General features: G+C 43.8%; 9 protein-coding genes. 7 read left to right on the top strand and 2 right to left on the bottom strand.

From position 1 onward, the window contains the following. Window positions 1-170: 170 nt before the first annotated feature. Window positions 171-824, bottom strand: coding sequence for a response regulator transcription factor (locus MKZ09_RS30970; protein WP_076137293.1), 654 nt, complete (start codon window positions 822-824; stop codon window positions 171-173). A gap of 18 nt (window positions 825-842) precedes the next feature. After that, window positions 843-2000 (bottom strand): sensor histidine kinase, encoded by a 1158-nt coding sequence (locus MKZ09_RS30965; protein WP_076205722.1) that lies wholly within the window; start codon window positions 1998-2000, stop codon window positions 843-845. A gap of 164 nt (window positions 2001-2164) precedes the next feature. On the opposite strand from MKZ09_RS30965, the gene MKZ09_RS30960 reads away from it, so the two are divergent. The 7 genes from MKZ09_RS30960 (at window position 2165) to MKZ09_RS30930 (ending at window position 12081) form a co-directional block, all read left to right on the top strand. After that, entirely contained in the window at window positions 2165-3100 is a 936-nt protein-coding gene (locus MKZ09_RS30960) for an ABC transporter ATP-binding protein (protein WP_036678569.1), read from the top strand. A 17-nt stretch (window positions 3101-3117) separates the two neighbouring features. Next, complete coding sequence (locus MKZ09_RS30955; RefSeq protein ID WP_081394292.1) at window positions 3118-4290, top strand: ABC transporter permease; 1173 nt, start codon at window positions 3118-3120, stop codon at window positions 4288-4290. Then, window positions 4283-5443 (top strand): ABC transporter permease, encoded by a 1161-nt coding sequence (locus MKZ09_RS30950; RefSeq protein ID WP_076137299.1) that lies wholly within the window; start codon window positions 4283-4285, stop codon window positions 5441-5443. The genes MKZ09_RS30955 and MKZ09_RS30950 overlap by 8 nt, the downstream gene beginning before the upstream one ends. 122 nt (window positions 5444-5565) lie before the next feature. Continuing rightward, the gene (locus MKZ09_RS30945) at window positions 5566-5889 is read left to right on the top strand and encodes an L-rhamnose mutarotase (RefSeq protein ID WP_038573529.1); all 324 of its coding nucleotides are present in this window, start codon (window positions 5566-5568) and stop codon (window positions 5887-5889) included. 223 nt (window positions 5890-6112) lie between these two features. Continuing rightward, window positions 6113-7267 (top strand): cation:proton antiporter, encoded by a 1155-nt coding sequence (locus MKZ09_RS30940; RefSeq protein WP_076137364.1) that lies wholly within the window; start codon window positions 6113-6115, stop codon window positions 7265-7267. 278 nt (window positions 7268-7545) lie between these two features. After that, on the top strand, window positions 7546-10554 hold the full coding sequence (locus MKZ09_RS30935) for an efflux RND transporter permease subunit (protein ID WP_076205725.1): 3009 nt from the start codon (window positions 7546-7548) through the stop codon (window positions 10552-10554). A gap of 885 nt (window positions 10555-11439) precedes the next feature. Further along, window positions 11440-12081: a helix-turn-helix transcriptional regulator gene (locus MKZ09_RS30930; protein WP_143767333.1), complete on the top strand. Its 642-nt coding sequence runs from the start codon at window positions 11440-11442 to the stop codon at window positions 12079-12081. Window positions 12082-12193: the final 112 nt, after the last annotated feature.

Here is a 12193-nt window from a genome sequence, read left to right as displayed (position 1 = left end):
GTCACTGGAGTCCGAACCCGCACACAAGGAGTAGTGTCGCTGGAGTCCGAGCCCCCGCCCAAGAAGCAGCGTCATTGAAGTCCGTAAGCCCCCTCGGCTGATTATCAGGGGTCATACGTAAGAAAAACCAACTTTGGCAATGGCCTACTCACAGGCTTTATGTTACTAGTTCAACCCCGCATGTTCTTCAAATAAAAAATTGCAATTTGCGTACGATCGCGGAGCTCTAATTTGCTTAATATATCCGTTATGTAATTTTTGACGGTACCCTCGCTTAAAAAAAGCTGTCCGGCGATTTCTTTGTTGCTATGCCCCTCAGCGATAGAAGCTACTACAGCCAGCTCTGTTTTGGTCAATCCGAATGATTCCAGTGGCTGTAACTGTGGCAATTCTTGCCGTGCCGTAGGCTGCAGAAAGGTTGCCAGCTTGCGGGCGATATCAGGGTGGATAAGCATGTTCCCTTCAAAAACCGTTTTAATGCCCTGGATGATCCGGTCTGGCGGTATGTTTTTAAGCAAATATCCACTAGCTCCGTTACGCAGTGCCTCAATGATATATTCATCGTCGTCGAAGGTGGTCAGCATCAATATCGCAATTTGCGGAAAAGCCTGCTTAATCTTCTCAGTTCCTTCAACGCCACCGCAGCCGGGCATGCGGATATCCATCAGAGCTACATCGGTCTTTAATCCTTTTTGAAGTAATTCCAAGGCCTCGTTACCTTCACAAGCTGCTCCGACAACTTCAATATCTGGGTCCATACCTAGCAATACTTGCAGACTTTGGCGAATAAAGGGGTCGTCATCAACAATCAACACTTTAATCATTAGCATTGGCTCCTTTCGTTATACAATCTCATCTTGCTTATATATGGGCAGCCGCGTGACGACTGTAAAATGTGGCTCCTGCCTTAGTTCGAGTGTTCCGCCGATCAGATGAGTGCGCTCGTACATGCCTTTCATCCCGTCCCCACCACTCCCCAATAATTTGCGGAGCTTCTCTTCTTCTGGAAGTGATCCATTGTTGCTAACCTCCATAGTGATTCCTGCTTGCGCGTAGTCAATTTTGATCCGGATGGAAGTTGCCTTTCCATGCCGCAAGGCGTTGGTTATAGCCTCACGGGCGTTTTTGTACAGGATCACTTGAATACTAGGATAGAGCGGATAAGGTATGCCCTGTACTTGGTATGAGGTCTCGATCCCCGTCTCTCGCCCAATCTCTTCGAGCAGCCGGTCTAATGCATAAGCTCCCTCAAGCTTCGGAGTGTAGTTGATACGTTTAACTGCGGACCGCATATCGTCCATGCTGGCCGACAGCTGGTCACGAATCAGTTCCATCATTTGCATTCCGCTCTCGGGAGAGGTGGGCAAGGTCTGGAGGGCGGCCTCCATCATCATTTTAATCCGGATTAGCCGGTGGCCGATATCGTCATGGAGCTGGCGTGAGATTCGGACGCGCTCTTTGGACTGGGCAGACTCTTCTACTTGCGCGCTGAACTCCAGCAGGCGGTTGCGAGCTTCATCAAGCTCGAAATGCTTTTTGCGCAACTCATCATATAGAAGAAGAGTGTCTTCGCGCCGCTGGCCAGCTTTCAATAATAGCTTATTTAGGTAGGCAGTGAGCAGAAATGAAAGGTTAATGTAAGTCACTACGAGCGATGGAGAATTCTGGAGTGCAACGTTCAAAGCTATCAGATGTACACCTGTGAACACATAAGGCACTGCTTTAGGCTGGAGTCTGGAATAATAAAGCAGTGCTGATATAGCGGGGAAAAGCATCATGCTGCCATATTGATAACATAACCAGGCTGTGAACAAGATTTCAATGATACTAATCAAAGCATGAATGGATCGAGGGAGCTTAGGCACCATGACCACAAGGAATAGAAGCATCAGGATATGCAGCGTGAAGATTCCATAATCGTTATATTGATAGACATAAATGGTAATAAACGCAGGGATTAAGATGAGGCCGTAACGCAATAAGTTTAGCTCTCTGGGCACGCCTTAGTCATCCTTTATGTTTTTTAATAATCTTAGCATATTATCCCACTACTTCAGGAGATGACTTTAGTCACCTTCAAAAAATGACCTTTCGTACATCCGTAAAAATTCAACCTAGAATAAAATTGAAAATATAGAAGCACACACGACAGGGGAGATAAAAGATGGCAATCGCGGTGTTGACCGATGTGGTGAAACGGTATGAGAACAAATTAACGGTAGATCATGTGAATGTTACGATTCAAGCAGGAGAGATCTTTGGCCTGCTAGGCCCGAACGGGGCAGGTAAAAGTACAACTATAAGTATGATTTGCGGCCTGCTAAAGATTGATAGTGGAGACATTGTTATTGATGGGTTATCAGTCTCTTCGTATGCACTGGAGGTTAAGAAAAAGATCGGCTTAGTTCCGCAGGATTTGGCTTTGTACAATACAATGACAGCAGCAGAAAATGTAACTTTTTTCGGAAGATTGTATGGTTTGCGGGGAAAATTGCTGAAAGAGCGGGTGGCGGAAGCTCTTGCTTTCACAGGACTTAGTGACCGGGCCAAAGAAAAACCAGCCACCTTCTCCGGAGGGATGAAAAGACGTTTGAATATCGCTTGTGCCATCATGCATCATCCAAAGCTGATTATTATGGATGAGCCGACCGTAGGGATTGATCCGCAGTCTCGTAATCATATCCTTGAGTCGGTCAAAGAGCTGAATCGGCTTGGCTCAACCGTCATCTACACTAGTCATTATATGGAAGAGGTTGCAGCCATTTGTGATCGTGTAGCGATTATGGATAAGGGACATATCATTGCTTGTGGCACGGAAAAGGAGCTGCGGGAACGGGTTTCTCAAGAAGAAAAAATAGTGGTCAAAGCAACGAACATCACTCCGGAGCTAATCAATGAGCTTAGTCTACACCCGCGGATCACGAGAGTGGAAAGTAAAGAGGGAACGGTAGAAATGTATCTTCCCTCCTCACAGGATGAGCTGCAGGATATCTTATTTATTTTTGCTAAACATGAAGGCGTTATTGGTTCTTTAAATATTGAGGAGCCGGATCTGGAGACACTATTCCTTAGTTTGACAGGACGGACATTGCGCGATTAAAGGAGGGAGAGAACGCTTTGAGAAATATTTGGACAATTATGATTTATGAGCTTCGCAGGCTGTTTATTTCACGCTCAATCATCATCAATATGTTTCTGCTACCGCTGCTTTTGATCTTTCTGCTGGGTGCTTCCCTCTCCAGTGTAATCGGTGATAAGTCAGCGTCTAAGATTGACCCTGTACGTGTTGGTGTAGTTAATCTTTCTGGAGAAGGGTATGAAAGCTCGGCGATGATAGACAGCTTTTTGAAGACGCCGGAGCTTAAGGATATCATTATTCCGGTCAAAGTAGGGAGCCGAGAGACAGCGGAAAGCGGCCTGCGCGCCGGGAAATATGGTTATGCGGTTATTATTCCCCTAGGCTTCGACAAGAAAGTACAAAGCGGTGAAACTGCACAGTTAGAGTTTGTTCTGGGCAAAGATCGGACAGATAATATGGTTGCGGGGACGGTATTCGATAACTTTTTAAACAATATTAACTATAAGCAATCCGTAGCTATGACGTTGGGTCCAGAAGCTTTGACCGCTACTGCACCAAGTTTGGGAGAGCGGCCTTCTGTTAAGGTTGGGGCGCTCAGTGAAGGTAGCCTATCCTATACAGCCTCCCAATTCTATGCGGTATCCATGATGCTGATGTTTCTGCTATATAGCGGTTTGACCGTCAGTAGCTCTCTTTTTAATGAAAAAGAAAATCACACCCTCTTCCGAATAACCTCAATGCCGGTAAAAGGTTCTGAGCTGTTTATTGGTAAAATGCTAGGCGTAGGGGTTGTAAGTGTAGTGCAGTGCGCAGCGATTATTATCCTGACTCACTTGTTGTTCGGCGTAAATTGGGGCAATCGTCCGGGCTTGCTGCTGCTCTTCTGTCTCTTAATGATCATAGCTTCCATGACGTTATCGATTGTTATTTCAATGTTTAGCAAAACTAAAGCAAGTGCAGGGAGTATTGTTAATGTCATCACTGTGGTCATGACCTTCATTAGTGGAGGGATGGCTCCACTTCCGGAATCATGGGTGAACTCGGTCGGGGCATTTACCCTGAATCACTGGGTGCTACAAGCTGTTCTAAAAATGATGCTGCATGCAGAGGTCTCAGAGATTTTGCCGAATCTGTTGGTTTTATCGATCATCTGTCTGGTTCTATTCAGTGCAGCGGTTATCTCGTACCGGAAGGTAGGTTACCATGGATAAGATCTTAACGATTGCTTGGAATATGGTGAAAAGAACGATCGGTTCTCGGAATGGGCTGCTTTCGTATATTCTTCTGCCATGTCTTGTCGTGGCCGGGGTAGTTGCAATTAGTGGAAGTATGGGTGAGAGACCGGCTACTATTTTATATTCGAATATGGACGATGGTGCAGCGGGCAAACATTTGCTTACCGAGCTGGAGAATACCGGTGATTATAAGCTTGTAGAGAAGACAGATGAGGCTAATTTGAGGGAGAGTATTATCGATCAGAACGGAGAAGCCGGTGTTTTGATACCGCAAAACTTCACCTCCGCTCTGCTTGCTGGAGAAGAGCCGCAAATTAGTGTGTATGAGCTTAAGGCTACGGAAACATCAATTATGGTAAAAATGAAAATCAGTGTAATTGCTGATGAAATGCGAAACACTGCTGGACTAATTGGAGCAGCTCGGGCTGAGGCTACTGGCTCGGACTCACAGTTTGCTGCCGTAATGCAGAGAGCAGAGCAACATAGTGTAGGCAGTATAAGAACAGATTATGATTTATATCCAAAAGAGGGCTTAAGCATCGTCACAGGATTTACTTTGATGTTCTTAATGGGGCTGGTTACAAGTTCAGTGTCACTTATTATGGATGATCGAAGAGAACGAACGATGAAACGTATGTTCAGTGCCCCGGTTCGTTCGTATGAGATTGCCCTCGGTAATTTTCTGGGAAGCTTCATCGTTGGGTTAATTCAAATCGTTGTAGTACTTGCCTTGGGCCGTTATGTACTGCAGTTTGACTTTGGATTACCGCTCTACTTGTATTTCTTGGTTCTTGCAGCATTTATGCTAGTTTCCATGGGTTTAGCTAGTACGGTAGCAGGTCTGATTCGCAATCCTAATAATACTGGCATGCTTAATTCGCTGATCCTGACCCCGACCTGTATGCTTGGAGGCTGCTTCTGGCCGTTATCCATTATGCCGGATTATATGCAGAAGGCAGCTAATTTTGTACCGCAAAAATGGGCGATCCAAGCGATCGATATCGCTGCTACAGGTGGAGGCTGGAATGAATTATGGCTGCCCTTTGCCATCTTGGGTCTTATGGCCGCGGTGCTGCTGGCGATTGGTTCTGCTATTCTACGTCCGAGTGAAGCTGGAATTAACGCTTAAGAAATTTGCAGAGTATATAGATATGCATAGCTTGGACTACTCTATTCAGGTACAATAATAGGTATCAAATGTCCCTGGTTCTTAATATGTACAAAAGAGGGGATTTCTAGGAGGATGAGCAGATGAGCAGCAATAAATTGGCTTGGACATGGCGGGTGAAGGAAGAATGTTTAGAGGAGTATGTAGCTATGCATTTAAATCCTTGGCCAGAAATTTTGGAGGAGCACAGTAAGGCTGGTATTTCTAACTATTCCATCTTTCAGAATGGCAATCAATTTTTTTACTGTTATGAGTGTGAGGATAGTAAGGCGGCTTTTGATTACATTGCCAAAAGTGATGCTTGCAACCGCTGGAATGCGATTACCTCTAAGATGGTTGAAGGGTCATTTGATTTCAATGATGAGGTGCCTATGCAGCCCTTACGTGAAGTGTTCTATCTGAAATAAGCAATCGCATTCTAGAACAAATCAAATGTGCATAATTTATATTATCGGCGCATCTGGTTTACAGTTATTTTAAATATAGGTATAATATAATTTATAAAGTTAAATTGAATAATTATTTGTTTTTTGGAGGAGCCTGTCAACAAGGGCTCCTCTTTGTCTTTTTTTGGCTTGGAGAAGCTCCTGGTTGGCAGTTCTTATATACAACAAGGGAGTGGATAGAAAGATGGAGTTTGTTTTATATCTTATGCTGATCATATTGTTCACCAAAGTAGCTGGTGATCTATCTGTGCGGCTTGGGCAACCAGCTGTGCTAGGCAAGCTTATTGTGGGAATCATACTGGGGCCTGCGGTACTGGGCTGGGTTCAGGATGGAGAGTTTATTCATTATATCTCTGAGATCGGTGTTCTACTGTTAATGTTCATAGCGGGGCTTGAGACGGATCTGGATCAATTGCGCAAGAACTGGAAATCAGCTTTTGCAGTAGCCGTCGGTGGAATTATATTACCCTTTTTGGGTGGGTTCGCCTTAGGAGAAATGTTTGGTTTTGCTTATCATAATGCCTTGTTTATGGGCGTTATTCTTAGTGCAACATCAGTTAGCATATCGGTGCAGGTGTTAAAAGATATGAATAAGCTGAACACACGTGAAGGCTCTACAATTCTGGGGGCTGCCGTAGTAGATGATATTCTGGTTGTTATTTTGCTCGCTGTTCTGATGAGCTTTTTCGGTACGGGGGCAGATGTTTCTATTGGTCTTCTAATTGGGAAAAAGGTGTTGTTCTTTGCCGTAGCGATTGTTGCCGGCTGGTTCATTGTTCCTCGGGTCATGAAATGGATGGCTCCGCTGAAGGTGACAGAGGCGGTCATTTCAGCAGCTTTAATGATTTGTTTCGCATTCGCCTATTTCGCTGAAATCATGGGGATGGCAGGAATCATTGGTGCCTTTGCGGCTGGGATTGCTATCTCGCAAACTTCCTTTAAGCATACGGTAGAATCCAAGCTCGAGCCGATTGCTTATTCGATTTTTGTGCCGGTCTTTTTTGTAAGTATCGGACTTAGTGTTTCCTTTGAAGGGGTAGGCAGTCAAATCGGCTTCGTGCTCTTGCTTACGGTGGTTGCCATTCTGACCAAGCTGTTTGGTGGCGGTCTGGGTGCGCGTCTTACAGGCTTTGATAACCACTCGTCTGCCATTATTGGGTCAGGGATGATTTCACGGGGGGAAGTTGCGTTGATCATTGCCGCCACAGGGCTGCAAAGTGGCTTGTTACAGCAACAGTATTTTACTTCGGTCATAATTGTTGTCATTGTAACTACACTTGTAACGCCGCCACTATTGAAATTTATGTTCCGTGATCCAGTACGTGCGGAAGGGAAATAAATCATAACAAAAGGGAGTCCTGTTGGCCATTTATATGGCTAACGGGGCTCTTTTTTTTATGCTCACGTTCAAGTTGCCATCATCAAGAAAAAGGACGGGGATCTGTCTGCAGAAGGGGAAAGTTCCCCGTCTTAAGACTGAGTACGAAACCAGCCGTAGGGCTGTTTTGACTTCAGCCAAAAATGACTAAACTAAATCTCGGGATGGAAATTAATACATAATCAAACAGACATAAGGGGAGTGCCAGAAATCATGTGGAGTGGAAGGGGAAAAAGAAAATGAAATGGTTAACAAAATGGTCGTTCGGTAACAAGGCTGCGGTGGGGCTTTTAGTAGTCATGGCTCTTGTGGTGGGAGGGATGAGCTACACTTCGCTACCGATGGAATTTATGCCAGAGGCGGATAATCCTCAAGTGACTGTAACTGTGCTGGGTCCTGGTCAGGATACACATGCTATGGAGACTAATGTAACGAAGCCGATAGAAGCTGGAGCAGCTTTTGTGAAAGGGAAGAAGGAAATACTGTCCACTTCCGGAGACGGATATGCGCAGGTGAATATTTTTTATGATTCGAAAACGAATATGAAGGATGCTGCGCAGGAGGTCCAGAAGGTCGTCGATTCATTAAAGTTCCCGGAAGGGGTAATGGCTCCTTTTGTACTTCAGTTGAATACCTCCATGATTCCTGTATCCCAGGTTACCCTTGCTTTTGACGAAGGCCTGACTAAAGAGAATCTTAAGCTTGCGGAAAAAACTATCATTCCAGAGATGCAAAAAGCTGAAGGGGTAGCAAACGTTGCTTTATATGGTAAGGTAACTCCGCAGGTAGGTGTTAAGCTGGACCCAAAGTTAATGGCTGAGAAGGGAGTCACGACTCCACAAGTATTAGGTTTACTTCAAGGACGTAATGTATCGGCATCCCTTGGGGAGCAAACGATTGGTGGGCAAACCGGCAATGTTAACGTAGTTTCTACGATAGATAGTATGGATACTTTAAAAAAGCTTCCTGTATCTGTGGGCGTAAAGCTGCAGGATATCGCTGCTGTCGAATTGAAGCAGGATCAGGAAAGTGTCAGCCGTTCGAACGGGAAAGACGTTCTATTCGCCATAGTGACCAAAGAGGCTAATGCGAATGCAGTCAGTGTCGGAGATAACATTCAGGCTGCCGTAGATCATATTAATAAAACCATTCCTAATGCAGAAGCAGCAGTGGTATTCAGTACATCGGATATGGTAGTTACCTCGGTGAACAGTATGATGCGTGAGGTATTGCTAGGTGCATTATTTGCGACGATTGTGATTCTGTTGTTCCTGCGTAACCTGCGGGCTACTCTGATTACGGCAGTATCCATTCCGCTTTCGTTAGCGGTCACCTTGTATCTGCTGAACATTTCCGGCATAAGCTTGAATATCATTACACTCGGGGGAGTCGCGGTTGCGGTAGGCCGCTTAGTCGATGATAGTATCGTGGTGATTGAGAACATTTACCGTAGGCTGCAAAAAGAACCTTTTTCCCGTGAAATGATTATTAGCGCAACTGGGGAAGTGGCTATAGCGATTACCTCATCAACCATTGCTACTGTAGCAGTATTTCTGCCGATGGGTCTCTTGCGTGGTAGTTTGCAAGCTTTCTTACTGCCGTTTGCTTTAACAGTGACCTATTCATTGCTTACTTCACTCGTAGTAGCTTTGACGGTTGTTCCTCTTTTAAGCTCATGGCTGCTGAGAAGAACATCAATGAAAGAACACGAACCTTCTAAATGGTTTATCCGCTTTCTGGACTGGAATCTTCGCCGTAAATGGGTTAGCTTATCGTTGGGTCTCCTGCTTCTGATTGGCTCCATTGCTGCTTATGTGACTATGCCCAAAGGGGCGCTCGATGCTTCGGATGCCAGCTATGTTTCTGTTCAGATGAATTATCCGAAGGATGTTCCTGTCAAAGATATTTTGGAAAAGGGAAAGCAGTTAGAACAAGATTTGATGAAGCAGCCACAAGCAGAAACGGTAATCATGCAATCAGGAAATAGTGCGGACGCCGCTAAGTGGGGGAGTGTTACCTCTGAAACCTTAGTGGACTATACCGTTGTTATGAAAAAAGGTGCAGATGCCCAGGCTTTTATTGATCATGTTCGTGAGGTAAAAGATTCATACACTGGAGCAACACTTGTTGCTAACCAAATGAGTATGATGGGATCCAGCTCTACCAGTGAATATATTGATATTGTCGGAGATAATCTTGCGGATATTACTACTGTAGCAACAGAAGTCACCGCTAAGCTGAAGACCGTAGAGGGAATTCAAAAAGTCAGCAGCAATATGGAGGACACGAAACCTGTATTTTCCTTTAAGGTAGATCCGGCGCAAAGTAATGCGCAAGAGATTTCAATGCAGCTGTCAGCGATGCTTAATCCGATTCCAATGGGGCAAATTGAGCTCGATGGTGACGCAGCAGGTGTAGTGTTAGATCCTATGGTTCAGCCGCAAACGGAGCAGGATTTAAAAGCGCTGACGCTAATGACGGCTGAGGGGCCGAAGCTACTGTCTCAGCTCGCAACTTACGAGGTTCGGAATGAACCGGCAATGTTGTTCCATAAAGATGGGAAGCCGTATGTACGAATTACAGCAGAGGTTGATCCGAAGAAGGTGTCTGAGATCGGTGCGAATATTAAAAAAGAAACCGATAGTCTTACACTTCCGAAAGGCGTGACCTTATTTGCAGGCGGAGCGTCAGTTGATCAGTCAGAGGATTTCAACGACCTGGGTATGACGGCATTGATCTCCATCGGGTTGGTGTATCTGATCATGGTACTCACCTTTAAAACCCTTCGGGCTCCACTGGCGATTATGTTCTCCTTGCCACTCGCGGCGATTGGTGCAATTGTTGGACTTATCGTGTCCGGTGTAACGCCTGACTTCACAGCTCTATTTGGGGCGTTGATGTTAATAGGTATTGTTGTTACGAATGCCATTGTGCTCATTGACCGGATTAAGCAAAATGAAGCCAATATGAGTATCCACGAGGCTATTCTAGAAGCTGCCGGAACACGGATGCGTCCGATTCTCATGACGGCGATTGCCACCATCTGCGCCATGACGCCGCTGCTGTTCGGCCATGCCGAGATGGGCAGCATCGTCTCGCAAAGCTTGGCGATTGTGGTCATTGGCGGCTTAACCGCAGCAACACTGCTTACGCTGATTGTAGTGCCGGCGATTTACGAGTTGTTCTACTTCCGTAAATCGGCAAAAGAGCGTAAAGGAGCAGAAAAAACTAATGCTCCGGCGCTTTAAATAAGCAAACGGCAAGCCTCCGGGTTAATGGGGCTTGCCGTTTTTTTTGTTTTGTTACAAATCCTTATAATTATGGAATCAGCTTGTCTACACATAGCCAAAACTTTGTTTAGGAAAGGCTGAAAGGCGCTTCGCTAGATTGCAATATCCCCTCTGAAATAAATATTTATTTTTTAATTTTAAATATTGCTATTTTTACAACAATGTACAGAGCATTTAACATAATTATTAAAAAAGATATTATTGGGAATATTCTATTTATCGCAGAAAATGCCAATATAAATAATGAAAACAAAAGTAAAAATGGAATAGACTTTGTATACTTTCTACTGAAAATCCCTACTAAACTCTTGATGAAATTCATTCCTTTCAGAGTAACAGATATAAATATGTTGAGCATGATTTCTCGCTAGTCTCAGACCCAATGTAAAATTTTTTTCTATTCAACGAATATCCCTATTTTCATAGAAAAAATGGATTTCGTATATATTCTAGGTAGGATATAGACAAGTGGTAATTGTTATGCTCTATTCTTTTTTGACGAAATTTAAAGAATACAGGACAGGTGAAAAGTTCTTATAAAATAATCGGCCATAGAAAAATAACCCAAACAATGTTATTTCAATTCTTACTAATCTCCCACAAACCTAACGACTTATGTCATTGTTTTCCTTTGAAGGGAGTGATATGATATGCCCTGTTTCATTAATACCATAAGTTGGGAGAATGGATTGTTTGAATATTCTTGAATGCGAATGAGCTTGGTTTACAGTAGATGATGTAGATAAAAATTTTAATAATTCCTTGTGTGAATTTTACCAACCCTGGAATAACCTCAAAACAGAAAAATCCTTTTCTATAGAAGAGCTGGTTCCCTACGAGATTTTGGTTGAAGTATTACATTCAGAATTGGCGAAAGTAACGGAATTTCTCTTATTGCCCTTTGTCTTTTTCTTAACAGATCGAGCCGGTAATATTATTAATATTGTCAGTCCATTCGAAACGTTTCAGGAGAAAGTAGATCATTATGGAATTAGGAGTGGAACTAATCTTTCGATGCAAGTCTCTGGAGTGAATGCAGTTTCTTTAGCGATGGAGGTTGAGTCAATTGCAGTAGTGCGTGGAGAAGAGCATAGTATGCCAATGTTTAAAGAGTGGAATTGTGTATGCGCTCCTATAATGATAAATGATTGTATATGTGGATATATAGACATCTCATTCGAAGCCGAGAGGCAACTTGGTTTTTCGATTCTCTTTATTAAACAATTATCCGAAAAGATTGTGTTGAAGTTGAAGGAACAAAGCCCGAAGTTAATTGAGTACAGATTTCAGGAGAAGTGTGACACATATGGATTATCTCCTAGAGAGAGAGAGGTAGCGTATCACTGGTCGCTAAGAAGAGGGGCACTGCAAATTTCCAACGATCTTAATGTGAAAGAGGGAACTGTGCGGAATATCGTTAAGAGTATTTACAGTAAGATGAATATCAGCGAGAGATGGGAATTGATAGAGATACTTAAGTTATAAATTTAGATAATAAACATCAAATATTCATTTGTACATAAGATGTAAAAGCCATCTTCCGAAATTATCAACAACGGAGGATGGCTTTTATCTGTCTAGAACATTTTTTGAAGAA

The organism is Paenibacillus sp. FSL R5-0908 (assembly GCF_038006245.1).
Lineage (GTDB): Bacteria > Bacillota > Bacilli > Paenibacillales > Paenibacillaceae > Paenibacillus_AQ > Paenibacillus_AQ odorifer.
Note: the sequence above shows the minus strand (reverse complement) of the source record. Positions and strands in the feature narration are given on the sequence as shown.

Coding starts and splice junctions, on each gene's coding strand:
- MKZ09_RS30945 (WP_038573529.1), top strand. CDS start 5,566: ATGAGCAGCAATAAATTGGCTTGGACATGGCGGGTGAAGGAAGAATGT.
- MKZ09_RS30940 (WP_076137364.1), top strand. CDS start 6,113: ATGGAGTTTGTTTTATATCTTATGCTGATCATATTGTTCACCAAAGTA.
- MKZ09_RS30970 (WP_076137293.1), bottom strand. CDS start 824: ATGATTAAAGTGTTGATTGTTGATGACGACCCCTTTATTCGCCAAAGT.
- MKZ09_RS30950 (WP_076137299.1), top strand. CDS start 4,283: ATGGATAAGATCTTAACGATTGCTTGGAATATGGTGAAAAGAACGATC.
- MKZ09_RS30935 (WP_076205725.1), top strand. CDS start 7,546: ATGAAATGGTTAACAAAATGGTCGTTCGGTAACAAGGCTGCGGTGGGG.
- MKZ09_RS30960 (WP_036678569.1), top strand. CDS start 2,165: ATGGCAATCGCGGTGTTGACCGATGTGGTGAAACGGTATGAGAACAAA.